The organism is Amycolatopsis solani (assembly GCF_033441515.1).
Taxonomy (GTDB): Bacteria; Actinomycetota; Actinomycetes; order Mycobacteriales; family Pseudonocardiaceae; genus Amycolatopsis; species Amycolatopsis solani.
Genome location: NZ_JAWQJT010000002.1, coordinates 1867024 through 1891286, shown reverse-complemented (window position 1 = coordinate 1891286; position 24263 = coordinate 1867024). Strand labels below are relative to the sequence as shown.

Below are 24263 nucleotides of genomic sequence, written 5' to 3'. Positions count from 1 at the left end.
GGGAGTTGAGCCGGGTTCCCGAACTTCTCCAATTACCCCGATCGGATCAACAACGCACGGTCAGGCTGAGCTCGGCCGGCCCGGCTCGTCAGAGCGTCCGGCAGGTGACGGCCGGGCGGTCGGCGCTGCCGCTCGGGGTCAGCGCGATGAAGCCGAACGTCGTGCTGCCGCCGGCGTCGAGCTTCGCGTTCCAGGCCGCGTTGTCGACCGTGACCGTCGGGCCGTCCACGGTGTAGTCGCCGTTCCACAGGCCCGTGATGCGGTGGCCGCCCGGCAGGGACCAGCGGACGCTCCAGCCGGAGAGGTTCTCGTCGTGGTCGTTGCGCACCGTCACCTGCACCTGGTAACCGCCGGGCCAGGAGTTCGTCACCTCGTAGCGGGCCGCGCAGCCCAGGTCGGCGGCGGTCGTCGGGGTGGGCGGCGGCGCGGACGTGACCGGGGCGGCGACCACCGGGGTCGCGTCGGGCACCAATGCTGTGCCGATGAGCACGCCCGCGGCCAGCAGGACGGCGCCGGCCGCGGCGGCCAGGACGAGCCGGCGGCGGGGACGGCGGACGCGCAGCAGACGTGTCCCCGTGCGGGGCCGGGGACGCGGGGGCGGCAGCGGCCGGTTTTCGGTGACCGCCTCGAAGAGCTGCTGGACTTCGGCCATCGACGGGCGCGCGTCCGGATCGCGCTGGAGCAGGCGGGTGAGGACCTCGGCGAGCGGGCCGTCGTGCCGGGGCGGCGTGACGTCCTCGCGGGCGACGCGCAGGAGCAGGGCGATCGGGTTGTCGTCGGTGCCGAACGGCGGGGTGCCTTCGAGCGCGCGGTAAAGCGTCGAGCCGAGCGAGAAGACGTCGGCCGGGAAACCCGCTTCGCGGCCGTTGGCGACTTCGGGGGACAAGTAAGCCGGGGTACCCGCGATGAACCCGCCGCCGGTCACGGTGCCTTCGCCGGTCGCCCGGGAGATGCCGAAGTCGGCGATCTTGGCGACGCCGTCCTCGCCGATGAGGACGTTGCCGGGCGTGACGTCCCGGTGCACGATCCCCTCGGCGTGCGCGGCGGCGAGCGCGGACGCGGTTTGCCTGCCGATGCGCGCCACTTCTCCGGCGGGCAGGGACTCGCGGTCGAGCAGGATTTCGGCCAGGCTCCGCGACGGCAGGTACTCCATCACGAGGTACGGCTCACCGCCCTGCTCGACGACGTCGTGCACGGTGACGGCGTGCGGGTGCCGCAGGCGCGCGGTGAGCCGGGCTTCCCGCAGCGCGCGCTCGGCCGCCTGCTCCCCGGCGGCCTGCCCGATGGCGGTGTCGTAGTCCAGCTGCTTGACCGCGACGACCCGGTCGAGCCGCTCGTCACGCGCCCGCCAGACGACACCCATGGCGCCCTGGCCGATCCGTTCGGCCAGCCGGTAGCGCCCGGCGATCAGCTCTCCTGCGTCGGTCACGACGACCTCCCGGCCTTCCCCGGAACACACGGATCCGGGGGACGATCGGTTCGAGCTTAACGACCTGGCGGCGGGAGTGCCGACGGGCAGGCCCGGCTCACACGGCCACCACGGCACCGGCAGACCGGTCGCGGCGGAGTGGGTCGCGCGGAGCCGGTCGTGGCGCCCCTGCCGGCCACCCGAGGCCTGCTGCGGCAGCCGGATTCCGTCGCGGCCATCGCAATCCAGCCGCGGCGCCCCCGGGCGGCCCGCGACAGCCCGGCGGCCCGCAGCTTTCCGGCGGCCGCTGCACGCCAGCGGCCCGCCGCACCGCGGCCGTCTGCAGCGTGCCGGTGGTCCGCCGCACCGCAGCTGCCCCAGCGGGCCGCGGCACCCCTCCAGCCGGCGCGCGTGAAGGGGACGTTGCCGGCATCTGACGCCCTGAAGGGGACTTTCACCGCATGACATGCCGTGAAAGTCCCCTTCAGGGAGCGGGTCACGCGCCTAGGCGGTGCAGCTGGTCCCACGCCGGGACGTACGGCGTGAACCTCAGCTTCATGCCCGCCTCCGCCGGCAGCTTGTCCGCCTTCCGCGCGTTGCAGCTTCGGGCCGTGCCGCCGCACGCGGCGACCGTGTTCAGCCACGACGTGCGCTCGCCGCCGCGGCTGAGCGGGGTCACGTGGTCGATCGTCGTGGCGCGGGCGCCGCAGTACGCGCAGCGGTGGCCGTCGCGGGTCAGCACGCCGCGGCGGCTCCACCGGGGCGGCTGCGTATATCGCCACTTCATCACCACGTACCTCAGCAACCGCACGATCTTCGGGCGCGGGAACAACCCGTACGCGAGACCGTCTTCGGCTTCGTGGATCTCGGCGACGTGCCGCACGAGCATGCGGATCGCGTGCGGCACCGAAACCGTCTGGAGCGGTTCGTAACCGGCGTTCAGGACGAGCACCTTCACCTTGCACCTCTTTCTCCTCGGCGGAAATCGTCGCCGAGGGGAAAGAGGTGCGTCAATCGCGTTTCACCACAGGGGATGCGCGCGGAAGAACCGCCAGATGACCGGGGTCGCGTCGATCACCGTCGGCGTCGCCGAATCGTTGTTCGGCCGGGTGCTCGGCCAGACGTGGCCGGCGCCTTCGACACGGTAGTGCTCGAGCGCGCCACGGCGGTCGCAGCCGAGCCACTTCTGGGCCACGACCCCGGAAACCGGCGTCCACGACACCGGCGCCGGCCGGCAACCGTCCCTTGTGGACCACGCGGCCAGCCAGTCCGGGATGGCCGGCAGGCCCTTCGCCGGGTTGCCGTCGTACGGGATGGTCGTGTCGGCGGTGCCGTGGAAGTCCAGCACCGGCACCGGGCGGCTCGGGTCGCACGCGCCGCCCTGCGGGTAGAACGCGCCCGACACCGGGGCGAACGCCGCGATCCGGCCGGCCAGGCGGCAGGCCAGCACCCCGACGAACCCGCCGCCGTTGGACTTGCCCGCCGCGTAGATGCGGCCCGGGTCGACGCACAGCGTGCGCTGCAGCGAGTTCAGCAGGTCGCTGGTGAAGAGGACGTCGTCGGCGGCGGCCGAGTAGGGCGCGCCGGTCCACGCCGACTCGCCGTCCGTGCCGATCAGGCCCTGGGGGTACACCGAGATCACGTCCAGCGCCGAGAACCCGGACAGCTCCTCCTGGTACTGCGACGTCCGCTTGTGGCCGTGGAACGACAGCACGAGCGGGTACGCGCGGTGCGGGTTGTAGCGGGCGGGCAGGTGGACGGTGTACTCGCGGTCCAAGCCGCCCGAGACGACGTGCCGGGTCGTCGTGGCGCCGGCCGGGAGGTCCGGGGCGCGCCCGCAGCCGGTGGTGTGGACGGGGTGGTCGGCGACGCCCGCCGCGGCGGCGGGGGCGGCGAAGGCGGTGGTCAGGGCACAGGCCGCGGCGAACGCGGCGGTCCACCGGGGAAGGCGTCCGGGCACTCGATCCTCCTTGATCGGCAGCGGGGCGTGGCCAGCATCACACCAGGTCGCGGGCCCTCCTACATTGCGTTCATAAAGTGCGCGGCGTGCATCGGTAGGATCGACCCACCCTGCGGCCGAGAAACCGGAAAGGACCGGAAGTGAGCACCCCGATCGAGACGCTCGAGTTCCAGTCGGAAGCGCGTCAGCTGCTCCAGCTGATGATCCATTCGATCTACTCGAACAAGGACACCTTCCTCCGCGAGCTCGTGTCCAACGCCTCCGACGCACTGGACAAGCTGCGGCTGGAGTCCTACCGCGACAAAGACCTCGAAGCGGACACGTCCGACCTGCACATCGCGCTCGAGACGGACCCGGCCGCGCGGACGCTGACGGTGCGCGACAACGGCATCGGCATGACCCGGGAGGAGGTCGTCGCCCTCATCGGCACGATCGCCAAGTCGGGCACCGCCGACTTCCTGACCAAGCTGAAGGAAGCGAAGGACGCGGCCGCGTCGCAGGACCTGATCGGCCAGTTCGGCGTCGGGTTCTACGCCAGCTTCATGGTCGCGGACCAGGTCACGCTGGTGACGCGCAAGGCGGGCACCACCGAGGGCGTGCGCTGGGAGTCGACCGGCGAGGGTACGTACACGATCCAGGAGGTCGAGGACGCGCCCCAGGGCACCGCGGTCACGCTGCACCTCAAGCCCGAGGACGCCGAGGACCACCTCTACGACTACACGTCCCCGGCGAAGATCCGGGAGATCGTGAAGAAGTACTCGGACTTCATCACCTGGCCGATCCGGATGACCGGCGAGGCCGCCGAGGGTGAAGAGCCGAAGGCCGAGACCGTCAACTCGATGAAGGCGCTGTGGGCGCGCTCGTCCAGCGAGGTCACCGAGGACGAGTACCACGAGTTCTACCAGCACGTCAGCCACGACTGGCAGGACCCGCTGGAGACCATCCGGCTGCAGGCCGAGGGCACCTTCGAGTACCAGGCGCTGCTGTTCCTGCCCTCGCACGCGCCGATGGACCTGTTCCTGCGCGAGCGCAAGCGCGGCGTGCAGCTGTACGTGAAGCGCGTCTTCATCATGGACGACTGCGAGTCGCTCGTCCCCGAGTACCTGCGGTTCGTCAAGGGGGTCGTCGACGCGCAGGACCTCTCGCTCAACGTCTCGCGCGAGATCCTCCAGCAGGACCGGCAGATCCAGCTGATCCGCCGCCGCCTGGTGAAGAAGGTGCTCTCGACGGTCAAGACGATGATGACCGCCGACGCCGAGAAGTACGCGACGTTCTGGCGCGAGTTCGGCCGGGCGGTCAAGGAAGGCCTGCTCGACGACTTCGAGAACCGCGAAGCCATCCTCGAGATCTCGTCGTTCGCCTCGACGCACGACGCCGAGAAGCCGACCTCGCTGCGCGAGTACGTCGAGCGGATGAAGGACGGCCAGGAACACATCTACTTCATGACCGGCGAGTCGCGCTCGGCCATCGAGAACTCGCCGCACATGGAGGCCTTCCGGGCCAAGGGCTTCGAGGTGCTGGTGCTGACCGACCCGATCGACGAGATGTGGGTCGACGCGGTGCCGGGCTTCGACGGCAAGCAGTTCCAGTCGATCGCCAAGGGGCAGGTCGACCTGGAGTCGGACGAGGACAAGAAGGCCACCGAGGTCGCCCGCGAGCAGCAGAACAAGGACTTCGAGGGCCTGCTGTCGTGGATGGGTACGGCGCTGGGCGAGGACGTCAAGGAGGTCCGGCTTTCGTCGCGGCTGACGACGTCGCCGGCCTGCATCGTCGGGGACACCCACGACCTGACGCCGACGCTGGAGAAGATGTACCGCGCGATGGGTCAGGAACTGCCGCCGATCAAGCGCATCCTCGAGCTGAACCCGGAGCACGGCCTGGTCACCGGCCTGCGCGAAGCGCACGCGGCGCGGCCGGAGGACGAGGGGCTGGCCGAGACGGCCGAGCTGCTCTACGGCATGGCCCTGCTCGCGGAGGGCGGCGAGCTGGCCGACCCGTCGCGCTTCATCAAGCTGCTCGCCGGCCGCCTGGAGAAGACGCTCTGACCGCCGGACCTGTGCTCGCGGGTCGTGAGTGATAAGTCGGGTTCTAACCCGACTTACCACTCACGACCGGCGGGGGCACGGGTCAGGGGGCCGCGTTCATCAGGTCCAGCGCGGTCTGCTGGCGGGCGGCGTCGGCCTGGTCGAACGGGCCCGCCCACAGCAGTCCGTACGCTTCCGCGCTGTTTCGGTCGTTGGCGTACGCCGAATTCGCCTGGCGCTGCAGGTAACCCGTGTACGGGTGGTCCGAGAGGGCCGCGTTCAGCACCGCCAGGTCGCGGACGTAGACGCCCTTGAACGTCGGGCCGTCCGCGCCACCGCCACCCGCCGCCTCGCCCGGGTCGCGCAGGATGCCGCCCGGGTTGAGGGAACCGCTCGACGTCGACGCGTTGGCCATCGTCCGGGCCTTGGTCATCAGGGCCGCGTCCCCGGTCGCGCGGTACAGCTCCGTCAGCGCCGCCAGCGGCACGCCCTGGTTGTACGTCCAGGTCGGCTGGCCGTTGTTCGCGCAGGCCGAGTTCAGGCCGTCGTTGACCAGGTTCGAGCCGTTGATCATCCCGGTGCCCGCGAACCACGCCCACCCCGCGCGGGCGCGCGCCAGGTACACCGTGTCGCCCGGGATCCGGTTGTGCAGCGCCGCGTTCAGCTGGATGTACAGCGAATTCGGGATCGCGTTCTTGTAGGTGCGGTCGGTGCTCCACCAGACCCCGCCGCCGCAGACGCCGTCCCAATAGGCGTACATGTGGTCCGCGTCGGCTCGGGCGGTGTTCAGGTACTTGCCGTCGCCGGTCAGGTCGTAGGCGTCCACCCACGCCAGGCCCCACCACCCGGTGTCGTCCAGGTAGTCGTTGCGGAACTGGCCGCCCTGCGCCGCGAGGTTCTTCGTGTACGTCGCGTCGATCGCGTACCGGTAGCTGCCCATGCCGCTGATCCGGGCGTTGTCGATGATCGCGGTCAGCGCGTTCGCCGAGTTCCACCAGCCGGTCGTGTCGAACAGGCCGGTGCCGAGGTTGTACCGCTCCATCAGCGCGGTGGCGGCCGCGGTGCGGCGGTCCCACGCATTCCACGTCGGGCGCGCCCAGCCGGTGCAGGCGACGCTGCCCGAGCCGGCGGGCTGACCGCAGGCGCGCAGCAGGCCGACACCCTTGTTCGCCCAGTCGTCGGCGTTGTACATCAGGGTCCGCCAGCCGGTCGAGCCCGACGGCGTCGCGGTGTCGCCGAGTTTGCTGCCCGACGCCCACGAGCGGCCGGCGTCGAACGAGCGGTCCAGCCAGACGTGGTCGCCGGCCGCACCGCCGGTGATCGCCGCCCAGCCCATGTCGTCGGCGTCGTCGAGGTGCAGCGAGAGCCGGCGCCCGCCGATGCTCGCCGAAGCGCCTTCGCGATCGCCGGGGGAGAGGGCGGGATCCCGGGCGTCGCAGTACTTGTCGCAGATCGCCGCCAGCGGGGCGACCGGCGACGGCGAGGGGGTGGGTGCCGGTGTAGTGGTCAGGACGATGCTGAGCAGGGGAACCAGGAAGTTCATCGGTCACCTTCCGCGCTGAAGGGCGATGCCTTTTCCTTTGTAGCAGGGAAAGATCGTTGGTCCAGTCCTTTGCCGGACAGGCTTCCGGACAAGAATTCACGAGCGGCGGGAACTCGGCGGGAGCAGGCACCCGGCGGCGCCCGCCCGCGGAGGTGGTGCTCGGTCCCGGCGGGGCCGCACCCGGGCCGTCCACCCTGACGTCCTTTGTGGACTGTCGAGCTGCTCGGTCCCGGCTTCGCGCGCGAACACCTGAGCCCGGGCGCGCGGGAAGCCGGTGAAGAGGCGCAGACTTACCCCGAGCGGCGGCGGACGCGGAGGGAGCACCCATGGTCACCCGGGACGGCGCGGCGCGGGTGTTCGCCGACCGCGACGACGGCGGCCGGCGGCTGGCCGCCGAGCTCCGCGGCCGGAGCTGGGTGGACCCGCTCGTCCTGGGACTCGCCCGCGGCGGCGTCCCGGTGGCCGCCGTGGTCGCCCGGCGGCTCGGCGCCGAACTGGACGTCGTGGTGGCGCGCAAGATCGGCGCGCCGGGGCGGCGTGAATACGGGGTCGGCGCGGTGACGCCGGACGGCCCCGCGTACTACGACGAGGCCATCCTCCGCACGCTCGAGCTGACCGCCGCCCGGATGGTGCGGGCGGAAGACCGGGAGCGGGCGGAAGCGCGCCGCCGGCTCGAGCGCTACCGCGCCGGCCGGCCGCCGGTGCGTCTCCCCGGCCGGGACGTCATCGTGGTCGACGACGGGCTGGCGACCGGCGTCACCGCGACAGCGGCCCTGCGCGAACTACGCGCGGCGGAGCCGCGGACGGTGGTGTTCGCCGCCCCGGTGGCCGCCCCCGAAGCGGCCGCGCGGTTGCTGGGCGAAGCCGACGACGTCGTCTGCGTCGCCGAACCGCCGAGCTTCCGCGCCGTCGGTCAGTGGTACGCGGATTTCCACCAGATCGGGGACGAAGACGTGCTGGATCTGCTCGACCGGTGACGCACTGCTCCGCCCGGGGCAGGTCGGGTTGACCGAGTGGGTGACGGGGTAACACCCGGCAGGGGCACCGATCGGGGATGGGCAGGCGCGATGATCGAACGGGACGGGCTCGGCGTGGCGGCGCGCGGGCTGCGGCAGTACCTGCTGGCCGTGGCGGCCAAGCTGGACGTGCCCGCCTGGTTCTGCGACGTCGCCGTGCCCGCCGGGGGCTACCTGGCCCTCGACCAGCGCCTCGACCGCTTCCCGGACCACGAGGCGGCGCTGCTGTGGGACGAGCGCGACGGCTGGTCGGCGGCGGTCGAATCGCCGTCGGGCGACGAAGTCATCGCCCTCGCCTACCTGGGGGTGGACGTCCTGCCGTCGCCGGACGAGGTCGTGGCGTTCGTGCGGGACATGTACGGCGAGGACTACCCGGGACAACCCGACCCGCCGGGCTTCCGGACCCCGGGCGCCCCGGACGGGTTCGAGGACCGCTTGGCCGCCTACTCCGCCGATCCGGTCGGCCAGGCCTGAGTCAGCGGGGCGGGAGGACGCAGAACTCGTTGCCCTCCGGGTCGGCGAGCACGATCCACGGGTCGTCCGGCGGGTCGTCGAGGACCTTCGCTCCCAGCAGCACCAGGCGTTCCACCTCCGCCCGCTGGTCCAGCTGCTCCGGCGCGAGGTCGAGGTGCAGCCGGTTCTTGCCGGACTTGTCCTCCGGTACTTCCTGGAAGAGCAGCGCGGGCCCGTCGCCGAGGTCCAGCTGCCGGTAGGTCAGGCCGTGGGAATCGGTCCACGTGCGGACTTCGCCGTGCCCGAGGGCCGCCGCCCAGAACTCGGCGAGCAGGTCGGGCTTGTGGCAGTCGACGGCGACGGCGAGCAGGCGGGTCACGACACGATCCGGTTGATCGTCGCGGCCACCAGCTCGGGCTCGGCGACCGTCACCGTCAGGCCCGGGTGGCGGAGCTTGCCCCACGGGTCGATGCCGGGGACCGGTTCCCGGAAGCGGAGGCAGACGCCGCCCCGGGTGGTGGTGCCGAACGTCAGGCCGCGGTCGGCGAGGGACAGCCGGACGCCGAGCGCGCGCAGGGGGCTGAACGGGCCGGTGGCCTCGGCGCCGGCGAGGTTGGCCAGCGGGGTTTCGACCAGCCACGGACCGAACCGGACGCGCAGGCCGCCGGCGTCGAGTTCCAAGCCGCTGCGCGGGCCCAGCAGGCGGTGCAGCAACGGGAACGGGACGGCGAAGTCCGCGTGCAGCCGGTGGTGCACCACGACGGTGGGCGTCTCCGCCGCCGTCACCCCGGCGGTCATGAGCCGCCGCCGGCCGGCGGGAGGTCGGTGTCGTCGTCGGGGGCGTTTTCGGGGTCGCGCCATTCCTCGGCGCGGGACGGGCCGTTGCCCTGCAGGGTCCCGCGCAGCTCGGCCTTCAGCTCGTCGTCCTCGCGCGGCGAATGCTGGTCGCTTTCGCGGTGCATGGGAACCTCCTTCACGCGGTGTGCTTCCGGTTGACGGCGCGGGCGGCGAAGATGCCGAGCGCCAGCGCGGCGAGCGCGGTGAGCCCGTGCAGCACGTTGTCCGCCCAGTTCAGGTTGATCGGGTCTTCGGGGGTGCTGAACGCGGTGGCCAGGACGCCGTACGCCGTCATGCCGGCGAAGCCCACGAACAGGACCCAGCAGTAGATGAGCGAACCGGTGCGCCGGGTCGCGGCGAGCAGCCCGAGCACGCCGACCGCCGTGTGGACGAGGTTGAGCAGCGGGGTCACGCTGAAGATCCACACCGCCCGGGTCGTCTCGTGCCCGACCTCCGCGGTCTCCGGGGTCAGGAACCCCGCGACGCCCAGCACCAGGTAGACCAGTCCCACCCCGGCCACGACCGGGCGGAGCCAGGCCGCCCGGGAGCGGGTTTCGGTGGACGACATGGGGTTTCTCCTTCCCTCCGGGAGCGGATACCCGTCGGCGGGGGTGGCAAACGGCGGAAGGGAAGGGGCCGGACGGCCATCGTGGGGAGGCCGTCCGGCCCGCGCCGGGACCCGCGCCGGTCCCTGCAGCCAGGACGCGGGCCCCTGGTCTAGGGGGAACGCCAGTCGTGCTCGCGGTACGCGGTGCCGAGCTGGGCACCCATCAGGAGCAGGCCGCCGTCGACGACCAGCGAGGTGCCGGTGATGTACCCGGCCGCCGGGGTGGCCAGGAACGCGACCGCGGCGGCCACCTCGGCGGCGTGCCCGGGGCGGCCGAGCGGGATGCCGGGCCGGTCCTGCTCCCGCGGGTCGGCGTCGGCCTGCCCGGTCATCGGCGTCGAGATCTCGCCGGGGGCCACCGAGTTCACGGTGATGCCGTGCTCGGCCAGCTCCAGCGCGAGGACCTGGGTCAGCGCGCCCGCCCCGGCCTTGGCGGCGCAGTAGGGCGCGGCGCCGACGCGGGGCACGTGCTCGTGGACGCTGGTGATGGTGATGATCCGCCCGCCGTGCCCGGCGTCGATCATGTGCCGCGCCGCGCGCTGCGAAAGGAGGAACACGCCGTCCAGGTCGACGTCGAGGACTTGGCGCCACTTCCGGTAGTCCAGGTCCACCGCACGCTGGCTGCCGCCGGTCCCGGCGCAGTTGACCAGGACGTCGATGCCGCCGAGGTCGTCCGCGAAGGCGTCGACGACGTCGGCGGCCCCGGGGAGCTCGGTCAGGTCGAGCTTCCGGACGTGGGCGGCCACGCCGCGCGAACGGACCTCCGCGGCCGTTTCTTCGGCGCCGTCGGCGTCGGAGTGGTAGGTGATGCCGACGTCGAGGCCACCGCCGGCGAGGGCCACCGCCACCGCGCGGCCGATACCGGAGTCGGCGCCGGACACGACGGCACTCCGCGGCGAAGCGGCTTCGGCGGGCAAGGGGGCCGGAGTGGGCACGGGCATCTCCTTTTCTCTGTGTTACCGGGCGGCTACCACTTCGTCCGGGAGGTAAACGCCCGTCGTCACAGCCGGCGCCGCAGCAGGCGGGTCACCACCGGCATTACGACGTAGGTCATCGTCGTCAGCAGGACGAGCGGGAAGAGCGCCGCACCAACCACATCTTCCAGCGGGGCGGCGGTTTGCTCGTCGCCGTGGCTTCCGACGGGACGTGGAACCACGTCTCGAGCCCGGTTCTTCCTGGTGCCCGTCGCCGTCCGATGGGGACATGGGAACCCGGTCATCCCACCTGGGCGCCGGGCTGGACCAGTGCCGTCACCGCGCGGCAGACGTCGGCGGGATCGATCGTCTCGAGACAGGGGTGGCCGGGCACGGGGCAAACCCGCGCCCGGGTGTCCCGGCACGATGCGTGCTGGTCGCCGAGCAGCACCGTCGGCACCCCGTAGGGCGCCCACCGCGCGGACGGGACCACCGGCGCGAACAACGACACCACCGGCGTGCCCGCGGCCGCGGCGAGGTGGGCGGGGCCGGTGTTGGGCGCGACCACGACCCGCGCGCCGGACAGCACCGCGGCCAGTTCCGGCAGCGTCGTCCGGCCGCCGAGGTCCACCGCCGACGTGCCGGCCACGCCGCGGGTCAGCTCGCGCTCGGCGGGCGCGCCCGTCACGAGCACGCGGTGGCCGTCGTCGACCAAGGCGCGCACCAGCCGCCTGCTCCACGCCGCGGACGGCTGGCGGGCGGGCACGGACGCGGCCGGGTGCACCACGACGTACGGGCCGCCGCCGGTGAGCCGGGTGGTGTCCGGCAGCGGGCGCCGCAAGGCCAGGGCGCCGTGATCGTCCGGGGGCAGCGGGAAACCCGCCGCTTCGGCCAGCGACAGCATGCGCTCCGGCTCCGGCGGGTCGCCGTCGACGCGGTGGCGCAGGTCGAGGAGGCTGCCCGGGTAGTCCTCGGAAACGGCGCCGATCCACGGCACGCCCGCCTGCCGCAGCAGCAGGGCCAGCGGCAGCGGCGACTGGTGGAACGACGTCAGGACCAGCGCCCGGTCGAAGCGCCCGGCGCGAGCCAGCTCGACGAACGCGCCGGTGTCCGCCGCGGTCACCGGCGGTGGCTCGGGGTCGATCCACGGCGCCCGCCACGTGAGCACGTCGTCGACGCCCGGCAGGAGCTCGCCGGCGGCGCGGCCGTGCGGACCGGTCAGCAGCGTCACGTGCGACGCGTGCGCGGCCACCGCGCGGACGCAGGGCCCGGCGAGCAGGACGTCCCCGAGGTTGTCCTGGCGGGCGACGAGCACCCGGGTCATCCGGCGACCCCGGCCACCCGCAGCGCCTCGGCCAGGTCGCGGGCCACGGCGGCGTCCCGGCGCGCCCGGTCGATCTCGGGGCCGAGCGTGCGGGCGGTGGGCACCAGCACCGCGCGGGCACCCGCGGCGAGCGCGGCCTCGACGTCGGCCCCGGTGTCGCCGATGACCACGCAGGACGCGGGGTCGACGCCCAGTTCGCCGGCGGCGCGCAGCACCATCCCGGGGCGGGGCTTGCGGCAGTCGCAGCCGTCGCCGTCGTCGTGGACGCAGACCTGCCAGGTGCCGAAGGGGCCGAACAGCTCTTCGACGCGGGCATTCACCGCCGCGAGCCGGTCCGGGGTGATCAGTCCTTTCGCGACTCCCGACTGGTTGCTCACGATCCCCACCGGGATCCCGTTTTCCCGCAGTCTCCGCACCAGGTCGACGGCGCCGGGGACCGGGCGGACCCCCGCCGGGTCGTCGAGGTAGGGGACGTCGACGATCAGCGTGTCGTCGCGGTCGAACAGGACGGCGACCGGCGGCCGGGGCCGCCGCGCCGCGAGCTCCCCGCGTAGGCGGTGGTAGCAGGCGGCGGGCGGGATCAGCGCGCTGGTGACGACCATGCGCGCGATTTCGCCGGGGGTGCGCGGGCCCGGCAGGATCCGGCGGGTGGCGAACTCGGCGGTCAGTCCCGCCCAGAGCGCGGCGGCGAGGACGGCCTTTCTCCGCTGCCGCACCAGGGGTAGCACGATGGCGGCGAGTCCGGCCACAGTGGACAGTGCGTGCCGTCCCAGCCGGCCGGGCCCGGCGCCGGTGCGCTGGCGCCACAGCGCGCCGTGCTTGTGGCGCATCACCGCGTTGTCGGCGTTGCCGCGCTGGGACTTGAGGCTGTAGAGGAACCCGGCGCGGCGAGCCGGGTGCGTGGTCAGCCGTTCGCCCCGGCCGATCCGGTGCCCGGCTTCGGAGACGCGCAAAGCCAGGTCGGAGTCTTCGCGGAAGGCGCGCGGGAAGCGTTCGTCGAAGCCGCCGGCCTCGGCCAGCGCGGCGCGGCGGTACGCCATGTCGGCGGTGATCCACCGGGCGTGCTCGAGGCCCGCGGTGCCGCGCTCGTCGTCGGCGGGACGGCGGTCCGCCGGCAGCGGCACGGTGATCCGGCCCTGGGAGGCGGCGACTTCCGGCGGCAGCGGCAGCAGGTCCGCGGCGAGCTGCCGGGGCCAGTCCGGGGCGAGCACGACGTCGTCGTCGACGAAGGCGATCCACTCGCTCTTCGCGGTGCGCCAGCCCAGGTTGCGGGCCGCCGCCGGGCCGCGCCCGCCGGAGCGGAGCACGCGGACGCCGCCGGGCAGGTCGAGCTCGGACCCGCCGGGGCGGTCGTCGACGACGAGGATCTCCGCCGGGCGCGGTCCTTCGCCGCCGAGCAGGGTTTCCAGCAACGGCCGGAGTGTCTCCCGGCCCGTCGTGGGGATCACCACGGAGTAGTCGAGTGTCACCGCTGCGGGCTACCCGCCGGGTGGTGCGTCAAACGGCGTGTCGATCGCCCGCCCGCGGGTAACCGGCCGGGGACACGGAGGAGGTGCGGATGATCGAGATCCGGAACCCGGCCGACGGCAGCGTGGTCGGCAGCGTGCCGGCCGCGGGCGAAGACGAGATCGACGCCGCGCTGGGGCTGGCGAACGAGACCCTGCCCGCCTGGGCGCGGACGCCGGCCGCCGAGCGCGGCGCGTTGCTGCACACGGCCGCGGAGCGCTTGCGCGCCCAAGCGGACGAGCTGGCGAAGCTGAACGAAGCGGAAACCGGGCGGCCGCGCGAGGAAGCCCGCGAAGGCGTGCTCGCCGGGGCGGGCACCCTGGACCAGTACGCCGAGCTCGGGCCGGTCCACCGCGGCCGCAGCCTGCTGGGCGACCCGGGCGCGACGGACCTGATGGTGCCGGAGCCGCGCGGGGTCGTCGTGGCGCTGACGCCGTGGAACGACCCGGTCGCGGTCGCGTGCGGACTGCTCGGCGCCGCGCTGGCCACCGGGAACACGGTGGTGCACAAGCCGAGCGAGCGCGCACCGCACACCGGGCAGCTGCTCGGCGAGCTGCTCGCCGGCGTGCTCCCGGGCGGCGTGCTGCAGACCGTCCACGGCGACGGGGGAGTGGGCGCGATCCTGGCGATGCGCGACGACGTCGACGTCCTGGCCCACGTCGGCAGCACGGCGACCGGCCGCTCGATCGCGGCGAGCGCGGCGGCGACGGGCGCGAAGACGCTGCTGGAGAACGGCGGCAACGACCCGCTGGTGATCGACTCGGACGTCGACCCGGTGTGGGCGGCGGGGCAGGCGGCGCTGGGGGCGTTCGCCAACTCGGGGCAGATCTGCGTTGCGGTGGAACGGATTTACGTGCACGAGGCGGTGGCTTCGGAGTTCCTGGACGCGCTGGTGAAGGAAGCCGAGTCCCGGACGCTGGCGCCGCTGGTGGACCGGCGGCACCGTGACCACGTCCATGCGCACGTGTCCGACGCGGTTTCCCGGGGCGCCCGGCTGCTGACCGGGGGAGCGGTCCCGGACGGACCGGGCGCGCACTACCCGGCCACGGTGCTCGCCGAATGTGCTTCGGAGCTGCGGGTGATGACGGAGGAGACGTTCGGCCCGGTGGCGCCGGTGCAGGTGGTGCCGAGCTTCGAGCACGGCCTGACCGAGGCGGCGAAGGGCGATTACGGCCTGGCGGCGACGGTCCTGACCGCGTCGATGGCCAACGCCCAGCGCGCGTGGCGCGAGCTCCCGGCGGGAACGGTGAAGGTCAACAACGTCTTCGGCGGCGCCCCCGGCGGCGCGGCGCAACCCCGCGGCCGGAGTGGGAACGGGTACGGCTACGGGCCGGAGCTGCTCGACGAGCTGACCCAGACGAAGCTGGTGCACGTGGCGCCGCCGGGATGACCGACCGGCAGGGCAAGCAATCCCGGGCGGGCCAGGAGGGGGCGGACCGATCAGGCGAGATCACGAGCGGCGGCTCGGCGGCGGCTGCGCGGGATGGCGCGGGTTCGGCGGTGGGCGGTGGCGCCCGGTCCGCGGCGGATCCAAATCGCCCGGGTCAGCGCGCCGCCTGCGGTCCGGCGGCCGACCCCCAGCGCCGCGGACGATCCGCGAGCCGCGACCCCGCCTCCGGAGCCAGCCCGGCCGACGGGCGGCGGTTCCCGTTCAAGCGGCGGATCACCGTCGCGCTCGGGAACAGCGGGCCCTCGCCCGACGACGACTGCGACCGCACGCCGCTCGGCTGGCTCGCGCGGGCCTTTCGCGTGCCCGGGCACGAGCGGCGGGTTCTGGTCCAGAGCGCCAAAGCCACCCTCGCCGCCACCGGAGCCTGGCTGCTCGCCACCCTCGTGCTTCGCCTGCCGCAGCCGTTTCTCGCGCCCTACGCCGCCGTCTTCCTCGTCGAGGCGACCGTCTACCGGTCGTTGCGGGGGTGGGTGCAGCAGGTCGGCTCGGTGGCCACCGGCGTGCTGCTCGCCGCCGTCGCGGGGCACTTCATCCCGTGGCAGGCCGTCGCGCTCGCCGTGGTCGTGTTCGCCGGGTTGCTCGCCGGGAGCTGGCGGCGGTTCGGGGATGCCGGGGTGTGGGTCGGGGTGACCGGCATGCTCGTGGTCTCCTACGGCACCGCCACCGAACCGGTGTTGCTCGGCGACCGCCTGCTCGAAACCGCGCTCGGGGCCGCCATCGGGGTCGCCGTCAACACCCTGATCTTCCCGCCGCTGCACGGCGAACGGCTCGTCACCGCCGCCGGCCGGCTGGCGACGGCGCTGGCGGAACTGCTGGAGTCGGCGTCCGACCTCGTCCGCCACGACGAACCCGAAGGCGGCGACGCCCTGCTCGCCCAGGCGAACGACACGCGCAGCCAGGTGCTGGCCGCCGAAGCCGCCGCGGGGCTGACGCGGGAGGGGCGGCGGCTCAACCTGCGCCGGGACCGCCCGAGCTCCGGGGCGCGGCACGAGCGTCCCCTGCAGACGCTCCTCACCGTCTGGCCGCCGCTGTCCCAGCTCGTCGCCGCCGTGCGGACGACGTCGGCTCGCCAGGAGCACCCGTTCGCCTACCCGTGGCCGGATGCGCGGGACGCGCTCGCGGACCTCATGCACTGCCTCGCCGGGGCCGTCCAAGCCGTCGCCGCGGTCGGGGAGCCCGTCGAACTCGACCGGTGCCGGGCGCTGCTGCACGAACTCGAACAGCGCCTGGTCACCGCCGAGGACGACGGGGTGCCGGCCCGGCTGGGGCTCGGCGCGATGACCCTCCCCGCGCGCCTGCTGCTGGAGAAGCTCGAAGACCGCTGATCCTCAGTGCACCGCGATCGCGTCGGCCTCCGAACGGTGACGGCGGCACGCGGTGCACACCATCGTCTGGCCGAGCAGCTCCCCCTCGCCCGACACCAGCCGGGCGACGTGCAAGGCGGGCAGACCGCACTCCTCGCACGGGATGGGCTTGCTGTCTCGGCTGATCAGCACTCGGTTCGGCATGGGACGCCCCCTGACGGGATCGAAGGTTCCGCCCGCTTACCCCGTGACCGCGACCACACTCGCCCGGAGCAATGTTGTCACCCGAAAGGAGTAGGGTGCGCTCGCGTTCCGACGCCGACGTGGGCGAAGCCGGCCTCGGCGAGAGCGGCGGGGTCGAGGAGGTTGCGGGTGTCCACGACCACCGGCCGCGCGGCCGACGCGGCCAGCCGCGTCCAGTCGAGATCGCGGAACTCCGGCCACTCGGTGAGCACGATCAGCGCGGCGGCGTCCTTGGCCACCAGATAGGGGTCGTCGACGACCTGGATCGCGCCCGCACCGGGCACGCTGCCGACCGCGGGGTCGTACGCGGTCAGCTCGGCGCCCGCGCGGACCAGGTCCTCGGCCACCGCCAGCGCGGGGGAGTCCCGCAGGTCGCCGGTGCCCGCCTTGAACGCCAGGCCCAGCAGGCCGACGCGGGCGCCGGCGAGCGAACCCGCGGGTGAGCCGGTCACCGCCTGCCGGACCGCCCGTACGGCCCGCGCGCGCTGGCGGGCGTTGACACGGACCGCGTCGCGCAGGATGCCGAAGTCGACGCCCGCCGCCTCGGCCGCGTGCAGCAGCGCGGAGGTGTCCTTCGGCAGGCACGAGCCGCCCCAGCCGGGGCCGGGGGCGAGGAACTCCGGGCCGATCCGCGCGTCCAGGCCCATGGTGCGGGCGACCTCGCGGACGTCGGCGCCGAAGCACTCGGACAGTTCGGCGAGGACGTTCACGTAGGACAGCTTCACCGCGAGGAACGCGTTGCTCGCGTACTTCGCGAGTTCCGCGCTGGCCGAGTCGGTGGTGACGACCGGGGCGCCGGCCGGCTCGTACAGCCGCGCCACGCGCTTCGCCGCCGCCGAGCCCGGCGGGTCGGTGCCGACCACCACCCGGTCCGGGTGCAGGAAGTCCTCGACGGCGTGACCTTCGCGGAGGAACTCGGGGTTGGCGGCCACCGGCAGGTCGCCCCGGCCCAGCAGGCCGGGCAGCCGCGCCGCCGTGCCGACCGGCACCGTCGACTTCGTGACCACCACGCATCCCGGCCGCAGCAGGCGCCCGAGTTGCGGGACGACGTGTTCGAGGACGCCGAGGTCGGGGCGCCCGTCTTCGGCGGGCGGCGTGGGCAGGCACAGGAACACCAGATCAGTGCCGTGGAGCTCGGCCTGGGCGGTGGTGAAGGTGAGCGTGCCGTCGCCGAGACCCTGGGCGACCAGTCCGGCCAGCCCCGGCTCCGCGATCGACACCACGCCGCGGCCCAGCTCGTCCACTTTGGACTCGTCGGCGTCCACGCAGGTCACCCGGTGCCCGAGCCGCGCGAAGCACGCGGCGCTCGTCAGGCCGACGTAACCCGCGCCGACGATCCCGATGTGCTCAGCCATGCGCCACCTGCGCCTCGAGCGCCGAGCGGGTGGCGGCGAGCACGCGCTCCTCGCCGAGCAGGAGCAGGCCGCCGTCGGGTTCCTCGCCGTGCGGGTCGCCGACGTTCCCGGCCCAGAGCACGACGTGCCGCCGCTCGGACGGCGGCGGTCCCCACAACCGCGGCGGGGTCGGCCCGAACAACAGGACCGACGGCGTGCCGAACGCGGTCGCGAGGTGCCCGACGCCCGTGTCGCCGCAGACGACGAGCGCGGCCCCGGCCACCAGCGCGGCCAGTTCCGCCAGGCCGGTCCGCCCGGCCAGCACGGCGTCGTCGCCGAGCCCGGCCGGTTCGGCGATCGACCGGCACAGGTCGCGTTCCCCGGGACCGCCGGTGAGCACGACGCGGTGCCCGGCCGCGGCGAGCGCCCGGACGACGACGGCGAACCGCTCCGGCGGCCAGCGCCGGGCGGGGAACGCCGCGCCCGGGTGCACGACGACGGCGCCCGGGGCGGGGCTGGGACCCGGCGGCACCGGCAGCGCCAGTGCCGAGCGGTCGGCCGGGAGGTGGCCGTACTCGACGAGCCGGCACCAGCGGTCGACCTCGTGCACGTCGTCGCGCCACGCGAGTCCGGGCACGTCGGGGAAGTCCGGGTGGTGGTGGGTGAGCAGCTCCGCGGGGTCGGTCTGCAGGAGGTCGTGGAGGCTCTCCGGCCCGCTGCCGTGCAGGTTGACCGCGAGCTTCGGCGGCGGTCCCGGCCACGCGAGTTCCCCGAGGCCCGGCGTCGGCAGCAGCTCGTCGACCGCGTCGATCAGCTCCACCAGGTCGCGCAGACCCTCGGGGGCGGCCAGCACCAGCCGGTCGTCCGGGTGCGCCGCCCGCAGCGCCCGGAGCGCGGGCACCGCCGTCAGCAGGTCCCCGAGCCCGAGCGCGCGCAGCACGAGAACGGCGGAGCTCACGGCCACGACCCCTCCTCGGATCCGCAGACGACCAGCTCGCGGACTTCCGAGCCGGGCGGCTGCTGCAGCGCGAAGACGACGGTGGCCGCGACGTTTTCGGGCTGGTTGAGCTTGGCGTCCGGCGGCGGCTTGTACTGGTCGGTGCGGTCGTCGAAGAAGTGCGTCCACATCCCGCCGGGGATCAGCAGCGTGACGCCGACGCGGCCGGCCAGTTCCGCGGCGAGCGCGCGGGTGAAGCCGACGACGCCGAACTTCGAAGCGCAGTAGGCGGTCGCGTCGCTCACCGCCTTGATGCCCAGGGTGGACGCCACGGTGACGACCGTGCCGCGCGAGCGTTCCAGGTACGGGAGCGCGGCGCGGACGACGGCCGCGGTGCCGAGCAGGTTCACCTTCACCACCCGCTCCCAGTCCGCGGTGGACACGGTGGACAGCGGACCGCAGGCGTCGGTCCCGGCGGCGGTGAAGACGCCGTCGAGGCCGCCCGCGCGCTCGGCGAGGTCCCGCACCGCCGCTTCCGTCGCGGCGGTGTCGGTCAGGTCGGCTTCGACGTATTCCGCCGGGTCTTCGGGACGGACGCGGTCGAGGACGTACGGGGTGCCGCCCGCCTTGCGGACGGCGTCGACGGTGGCGGCGCCGAGACCGGAGGCACCACCGGTGATCAGGACGTTGCCGAGGGGTCGCATCGCACTCCTTGGAGAATCGGGGTTTCAGGCACCGGCCGCGGCGGCGACCAGCCGGGACGTCGAGTAGCCGGGCACGGTCGGGACGAGGACGACCTCGCCGCCGTGCCGCTGCACGACGGCGCGTTCGGGCAGGTCGGCGGCCGCGTAGTCGCCGCCTTTGACCCACACGTGCGGGCGCAGCCGGTCGAGCACGGCGGTGGGGGAGGGCTCGTCGAAGACGGCGACCGCGTCCACGAAGGACAACGCGGTCAGGAGCCGGGCCCGGTCGCGGTCGCGCACCAGCGGCCGGCCGGGGCCCTTGAGGGCGCGCACCGACTCGTCGGAGTTCAAGCAGACGACGAGCGCGTCGCCCAGCGCGCGGGCCTGCCGCAGCAGGCTGACGTGCCCGGGGTGGAGCAGGTCGAAGCAGCCGCCGGTGGCGATCAGGCGGCCGCCGCCGGTGCGGATGCGGTCGGCGAGCCCGAACGCGTCGGCCGGGGGCTGCGGGTCGGCGACCGGACCGTCGTTCGTGGACAGTGCCGTCGCACCCCCGGCGGCGACGAACCGGGCGGCCGCTTCGACCGCCGTCACGACGGCTTCGGTGACGTCCGCGCCGCCGAGCAGGGCCGCGGTGACCGCGGCGGCGAACCGGTCGCCCGCGCCGCACGTGTCGGGCGCGCTGTGGCCCGGGATCCGCGCCTCGGCGGGGACCGGGACGTTCGTTTCGCCGAGGCCGTCGGCGAGCACCGCGCCGCGGGCGCCGGTGGTGATGGCGACCGCGTCGACGAGCCAGTGCCCGCGCAGCAGCTTGGCGAGCTCGGCCGGGTCCTCGTACCCGGCGAGCACCGCGCCCGCCTCGGCGAGGTTCGGCGTGACCAGCCCGGTGCCCGGCACCGGCTGGGCCCCGCGCGGGTGCGGGTCCCAGACGACGGGGGTGTGCCCGGCACATTCCCGCAGGACCCGCCGGACGTGGGGGTTGCGCGTCAAGCCGCGCCCGTAGTCGGCGACGAGGATCGCGCCCGCCTCGGCGAGCGCTTCGCGGGCCGCGGCGGGCAGCGGGCCGGTGCCGGCGGTGCCGTCGCCGGAATCCAGGCGCAGCAACGACTGCCCGCCCGCGCGGACCCGCGTCTTGCACACCGTCGTGCCGCGCAGCGGCAGCGGCAGCACGGTGACGTCCGGTTCCAGCAGCCCGGTGAGCGCGTGGCCGCCTTCGTCGTCGCCCACCGGCGTGATCAGGACGACCTCGGCCGCGGACCGGGCCGCCAGGAGCGCGGCGAGACCGGCCCCGCCGGGGCGGCGACGGCGGGCGGTGAGGTCGACGACCGGCACCGGCGCCTCGGGGCACAGCCGCTCGGCGGTGCCTTCGGCGTCCACGTCCAGCAAAGTGTCGCCCAGGACGACCAGCGGCTTCACGCGGTCACCCCGAGGGCGTGGTCGAGCGCCGCGCACAGGCCGTGCACCAGCACGAGGTGCATTTCCTGGACGGTCGCGACCGAAGGCGCCTCCACCGTCACGGCGTCGTCGCACAAGGCGGCGAGCGGGTTCGGCGCGGGACCGGTCAGTGCCCAGGTCGTCACACCGAGCTCGTGCGCGGCCTTCGCTGCGGCGACGACGTTCTGGCTGGTGCCGCTGGTGGACAGGCAGACCAGGACGTCACCCGGCCGGCCGTGCGCGTGCACCTGGCGGGCGAAGAGCTCGTGGTCGCCGTAGTCGTTGACGATGGCCGTGGCCGCGGAGGTGTCCGCGTGCAGCGCGATGGCCGAGAGCGGCCGCCGCTCGTCGCGGAACCGGCCGACGAGCTCGCCCGTCAGGTGCTGGGCTTCGGCGGCGCTGCCCCCGTTGCCGCAGGCGAGCAGCCGTCCGTCCGCTTCGAACACCCCGGCGAGGTGCCGTCCCCACGCGGTGATCTTCGGAGCGGATCCCCGGATCCGCCGGGCGGCCTCGGTCAGAGCGGCGAGATGGTCCTCCATCACGGCACCTCCTTCTTCGCCGGCGACGCCGCGCCGGGTCGGGTCGGACGCGGGCGGCGGAGCACGAACGGCCCCAGCGCCAGCAGGTCGATCGGCGCCGAGCCGAAGCACTCGAGCGCGTCGCGGGGCGAGTCGACCATCGGACGGCCCGCCGTGTTGAGACTGGTGTTGATCACGACCGGCAGGCCGGTCCGCCGCTCGAACGCCGCGAGCATCCGGGCCAGCAGCGGGTTTTCGCGGTCTTCGACGGTCTGCACGCGGGCCGTGCCGTCGACGTGCGTGACCGCCGGGATGCGGTCGCGCCAGTCCGCGGCGACGTCGTGCACGAACAGCATGTACGGGCTCGGGAGCGGGCCCCTGGTGAAGATCCCGGCCGCCCGCTCCGCCCGCACCATCGGCGCCACCGGGCGGAACTGCTCGCGTCCCTTGACGTCGTTGAGGCGTTCCAGGTTCGCCTCGCGGCCGGGGTGGGCCAGCAGCGACCGGTGCCCGAGCGCCCGCGGGCCGAATTCGGCCCGGCCCTGGAACCACGCGATCACCTGGTCGTCCGCCAGCGCCTCGGCCACCGTCTCGGCGACGTCGCCGGGACGTTCGTAGGGCAGCTTCGCCTTGACGAGGATCTCTTCGAGCTCTTCGTCGGTCCATTCGCGACCCAGCCCGGCATCGCCCATCGGCGCGCCGCGTTCCCCGGCTTCGGCGGCCAGCTGCAGGGCCGCGCCGAGCGCGGTGCCCGCGTCCCCGGCGGCGGGTTGCACCCAGATCCGGTCGAACGGGCCTTCGGCGTGCAGGCGGGTGTTGGCGACGCAGTTGAGGGCGATCCCGCCGGCCAGCGCCAGATCGCGCTGGCCGGTGGCGTCGTGCAGCCAGTCCGCGAGCTCCAGCAGGACGTCTTCGAGGACCTTTTGGACGCTCGCGGCGAGATCGGCGTGCCGCCGGGTCAGCTCCTCGCCCGCTTCGCGGCGCGGGGCCAGCTCCGCCAGGTGCACGCCGTGGGCGCGGAACCCGCCGTCGCCGGTGACGTGGACGTGCTCGCACAGTTCGTCGAGGTATTCGGGCTTGCCGTAGGAAGCCAGCGCCATCACCTTGTACTCGTCGCTGGAGCGGGCGAAGCCGAGGTGTTCGGTCAGGTCCTCGTAGAGCAGGCCGAGCGAGTGCGGAAGCCGTTGCGCCGCAAGCTCTTTGCACCGCCCGTCGCGGTATTCGCCTGCCAGGTACGACGTGCTTTCGCCGCGGCCGTCGGCGACGAGCACGGCGCAGTCGCCGAACGGCGCGGCGAGCGCGGCCGAGGCGGCGTGCGCCACGTGGTGCCGGACGAACTTGACGATCCCCGGGTCGAGCTCGGGCAGAGCGGACTTGAGGAACAGCGGCGCCCGCCGGGCGAATTCGGTCCGCAGTTCCTCCCCGCTCGGGTCGTGGCCGGGCAGGCCCGGCTCGACCAGCGCGGGGTCGTAGGAGTAGCCGACCGCGTCGAGGTCCTTCGCGGACAGTCCCGCCCGCTCGAGGCACCAGGCCGCGGCTTGGGCGGGTTGTTCCCAGGTGGAGAACGGGACTGCTTGCTTGCCGTGCTTGCGGCGGCTGAAGCGTTCTTCTTCCGCCGCGGCGACGACCTCGCCGTCCACGACCAGCGCGGCGGCCGGGTCGTGGAACACGGCGTTGATCCCGAGGATGCGCATCGACCTGCCCTGGCGTCCGGTGCGGACTCCTGCGGCCCGCGTTCGCCTATAGCGCTACCCGGCGAAGTCACCCATAAACGAATTGCCTGGGCGTCGCTACTCAGCGCAGCGACGCCCGGCCGAACCACGCCGCGGTGCGGCGGAGGCCGTCGTCGGCGTCGACCTTAGGGGCCCAGCCCAGGACCTCGCGCGCGAGCGAGATGTCGGGACAGCGGCGCTTCGGGTCGTCGACGACGGCGTCGATCTCCTCGATGGGGGAACCGGACCCGGTGATCTCCTTGATCCGCTCGGCGACCTGGCGGACGGTCAGCTCGTGCGGGTTGCCGAGGTTCACCGGCCCGGGGTGGCCCGAGCGCGCGAGCTCCAGGAGGCCGCGGACGGTGTCCTCGACGTAGCAGATGGAGCGCGTCTGCTCGCCGGTACCGGTGACCGTGATCGGCTCGCCCTTGAGCGCCTGGTCGACGAACGCCGGGATCATCCGGCCGTCGTGGGCGCGCATGCCGGGGCCGTAGGTGTTGAAGATCCGCGCGATGCCGGTGTCGACGCCGTGTTCGCGCCGGTAGGCCGACGTCAGGGCTTCGGCGTAGCGCTTGGCTTCGTCGTACACGCTGCGCGGCCCGATCGGGTTGACGTTGCCCCAGTACTGCTCGCGCTGCGGGTGTTCCAGCGGGTCGCCGTAGACCTCGCTGGTGGACGCGAGGACGAACCGGGCACCGTCGCGGCGAGCCAGCTCGAGGGCGTTCTCGGTGCCGTGGGACCCGGCGCGCAGGGTCTCGATCGGCAGCGCGAGGTAGTCGCGCGGGGACGCCGCCGAAGCCAGGTGGAAAACGACGTCGGCCCGGCAGTTCAACGGCATCGGCCGGGTGACGTCGTGGCGCACGAACCGGAACCGCTCGTGGCGGAGCAGGCCGTCCAGGGTGTCCGCCGAGGACGTCGCCAGGTTGTCCACGGCGATCACTTCGAGGCCTTCGCCGAGCAGCAGCTCGCACAGGTGCGCGCCGACGAAGCCGGCACCCCCGGTCACCACCGCTCGTCCGAACTGCCTGGTCACTCCCGGATTCGTCATGCCGTGGCGGC

General features: G+C 73.8%; 25 protein-coding genes. 5 read left to right on the top strand and 20 right to left on the bottom strand.

Annotation, left to right across the window (positions count from 1 at the left end; all coding sequences use genetic code 11):
- Positions 1-88 precede the first annotated feature (88 nt).
- The 3 genes from SD460_RS29215 to SD460_RS29205 form a co-directional block, all read right to left on the bottom strand.
- Positions 89-1429 carry a protein kinase domain-containing protein gene (locus SD460_RS29215; RefSeq protein ID WP_290057806.1) on the bottom strand — a complete coding sequence of 447 codons (1341 nt, stop codon included), beginning with the start codon at positions 1427-1429 and terminating at the stop codon, positions 89-91.
- A gap of 475 nt (positions 1430-1904) precedes the next feature.
- Positions 1905-2366: an HNH endonuclease gene (locus SD460_RS29210; RefSeq protein WP_290061817.1), complete on the bottom strand. Its 462-nt coding sequence runs from the start codon at positions 2364-2366 to the stop codon at positions 1905-1907.
- Positions 2367-2429: 63 nt separating this feature from the next.
- Entirely contained in the window at positions 2430-3368 is a 939-nt protein-coding gene (locus tag SD460_RS29205; protein ID WP_290061818.1) for a CE1 family esterase, read from the bottom strand.
- 140 nt (positions 3369-3508) lie between these two features.
- Between SD460_RS29205 and htpG the strand changes: the two genes are divergently transcribed.
- Positions 3509-5413, top strand: a complete 1905-nt coding sequence (htpG, locus tag SD460_RS29200; RefSeq protein ID WP_290061819.1) for a molecular chaperone HtpG — start codon at positions 3509-3511, stop codon at positions 5411-5413.
- Between the two features lie 82 nt (positions 5414-5495).
- On the opposite strand, the gene SD460_RS29195 is transcribed toward htpG, so the two are convergent.
- Complete coding sequence (locus tag SD460_RS29195) at positions 5496-6935, bottom strand: glycoside hydrolase family 76 protein (RefSeq protein WP_290061820.1); 1440 nt, start codon at positions 6933-6935, stop codon at positions 5496-5498.
- Between the two features lie 326 nt (positions 6936-7261).
- On the opposite strand from SD460_RS29195, the gene SD460_RS29190 reads away from it, so the two are divergent.
- Positions 7262-7912: a phosphoribosyltransferase gene (locus SD460_RS29190; RefSeq protein WP_290061821.1), complete on the top strand. Its 651-nt coding sequence runs from the start codon at positions 7262-7264 to the stop codon at positions 7910-7912.
- A gap of 90 nt (positions 7913-8002) precedes the next feature.
- Complete coding sequence (locus SD460_RS29185; RefSeq protein ID WP_290061822.1) at positions 8003-8425, top strand: DUF6292 family protein; 423 nt, start codon at positions 8003-8005, stop codon at positions 8423-8425.
- Between the two features lies 1 nt (position 8426).
- Here the strand turns inward: SD460_RS29185 and SD460_RS29180 are convergent, their stop codons facing one another.
- The 8 genes from SD460_RS29180 to SD460_RS29145 all read right to left on the bottom strand — a co-directional run bounded on the left by SD460_RS29180 (position 8427) and on the right by SD460_RS29145 (position 13555).
- Positions 8427-8783: a VOC family protein gene (locus tag SD460_RS29180; protein ID WP_438860699.1), complete on the bottom strand. Its 357-nt coding sequence runs from the start codon at positions 8781-8783 to the stop codon at positions 8427-8429.
- On the bottom strand, positions 8780-9202 hold the full coding sequence (locus tag SD460_RS29175) for a hypothetical protein (protein ID WP_290061823.1): 423 nt from the start codon (positions 9200-9202) through the stop codon (positions 8780-8782). The genes SD460_RS29180 and SD460_RS29175 overlap by 4 nt, the downstream gene beginning before the upstream one ends.
- Positions 9199-9366, bottom strand: a complete 168-nt coding sequence (locus SD460_RS29170) for a hypothetical protein (RefSeq protein ID WP_290061824.1) — start codon at positions 9364-9366, stop codon at positions 9199-9201. Before SD460_RS29170 ends, SD460_RS29175 begins: the two co-directional genes overlap by 4 nt.
- Before the next feature lie 11 nt (positions 9367-9377).
- A complete protein-coding gene (locus SD460_RS29165; RefSeq protein WP_290061825.1) occupies positions 9378-9809 on the bottom strand; it encodes a DUF4383 domain-containing protein in 432 nt (143 codons plus the stop codon).
- A 149-nt stretch (positions 9810-9958) separates the two neighbouring features.
- On the bottom strand, positions 9959-10789 hold the full coding sequence (locus SD460_RS29160) for an SDR family oxidoreductase (RefSeq protein ID WP_318307012.1): 831 nt from the start codon (positions 10787-10789) through the stop codon (positions 9959-9961).
- A 59-nt stretch (positions 10790-10848) separates the two neighbouring features.
- Positions 10849-11004 carry a hypothetical protein gene (locus tag SD460_RS29155; protein WP_290061827.1) on the bottom strand — a complete coding sequence of 52 codons (156 nt, stop codon included), beginning with the start codon at positions 11002-11004 and terminating at the stop codon, positions 10849-10851.
- A gap of 59 nt (positions 11005-11063) precedes the next feature.
- Entirely contained in the window at positions 11064-12086 is a 1023-nt protein-coding gene (locus SD460_RS29150; RefSeq protein WP_318307011.1) for a glycosyltransferase family 9 protein, read from the bottom strand.
- Positions 12083-13555: an HAD-IIIA family hydrolase gene (locus SD460_RS29145; protein ID WP_290060878.1), complete on the bottom strand. Its 1473-nt coding sequence runs from the start codon at positions 13553-13555 to the stop codon at positions 12083-12085. The genes SD460_RS29150 and SD460_RS29145 overlap by 4 nt, the downstream gene beginning before the upstream one ends.
- An 89-nt stretch (positions 13556-13644) precedes the next feature.
- Here SD460_RS29145 and SD460_RS29140 point away from each other — a divergent pair, with 89 nt between their 5' ends.
- Both SD460_RS29140 and SD460_RS29135 read left to right on the top strand, forming a co-directional pair.
- The gene (locus SD460_RS29140; RefSeq protein WP_290060876.1) at positions 13645-14982 is read left to right on the top strand and encodes an aldehyde dehydrogenase family protein; all 1338 of its coding nucleotides are present in this window, start codon (positions 13645-13647) and stop codon (positions 14980-14982) included.
- 272 nt (positions 14983-15254) lie between these two features.
- Positions 15255-16367, top strand: coding sequence for an FUSC family protein (locus SD460_RS29135; RefSeq protein ID WP_290060879.1), 1113 nt, complete (start codon positions 15255-15257; stop codon positions 16365-16367).
- 3 nt (positions 16368-16370) lie between these two features.
- Here SD460_RS29135 and SD460_RS29130 read toward each other — a convergent pair whose 3' ends face one another.
- The 8 genes from SD460_RS29130 to SD460_RS29095 all read right to left on the bottom strand — a co-directional run bounded on the left by SD460_RS29130 (position 16371) and on the right by SD460_RS29095 (position 24252).
- Positions 16371-16550, bottom strand: a complete 180-nt coding sequence (locus tag SD460_RS29130; RefSeq protein ID WP_290060874.1) for a hypothetical protein — start codon at positions 16548-16550, stop codon at positions 16371-16373.
- Between the two features lie 77 nt (positions 16551-16627).
- Entirely contained in the window at positions 16628-17944 is a 1317-nt protein-coding gene (locus tag SD460_RS29125; RefSeq protein WP_318307010.1) for a UDP-glucose dehydrogenase family protein, read from the bottom strand.
- Positions 17937-18887, bottom strand: a complete 951-nt coding sequence (locus SD460_RS29120) for a glycosyltransferase family 9 protein (RefSeq protein WP_290060870.1) — start codon at positions 18885-18887, stop codon at positions 17937-17939. Before SD460_RS29120 ends, SD460_RS29125 begins: the two co-directional genes overlap by 8 nt.
- A complete protein-coding gene (locus SD460_RS29115; protein WP_290060868.1) occupies positions 18878-19564 on the bottom strand; it encodes an SDR family oxidoreductase in 687 nt (228 codons plus the stop codon). Before SD460_RS29115 ends, SD460_RS29120 begins: the two co-directional genes overlap by 10 nt.
- Before the next feature lie 24 nt (positions 19565-19588).
- Positions 19589-20956 (bottom strand): PfkB family carbohydrate kinase, encoded by a 1368-nt coding sequence (locus SD460_RS29110; RefSeq protein WP_318307009.1) that lies wholly within the window; start codon positions 20954-20956, stop codon positions 19589-19591.
- A complete protein-coding gene (locus tag SD460_RS29105; protein WP_290060864.1) occupies positions 20953-21513 on the bottom strand; it encodes a D-sedoheptulose-7-phosphate isomerase in 561 nt (186 codons plus the stop codon). The genes SD460_RS29110 and SD460_RS29105 overlap by 4 nt, the downstream gene beginning before the upstream one ends.
- Positions 21513-23186 (bottom strand): carbamoyltransferase family protein, encoded by a 1674-nt coding sequence (locus SD460_RS29100; protein ID WP_318307008.1) that lies wholly within the window; start codon positions 23184-23186, stop codon positions 21513-21515. Before SD460_RS29100 ends, SD460_RS29105 begins: the two co-directional genes overlap by 1 nt.
- A 100-nt stretch (positions 23187-23286) precedes the next feature.
- Complete coding sequence (locus tag SD460_RS29095; RefSeq protein WP_290060859.1) at positions 23287-24252, bottom strand: NAD-dependent epimerase/dehydratase family protein; 966 nt, start codon at positions 24250-24252, stop codon at positions 23287-23289.
- Positions 24253-24263: the final 11 nt, after the last annotated feature.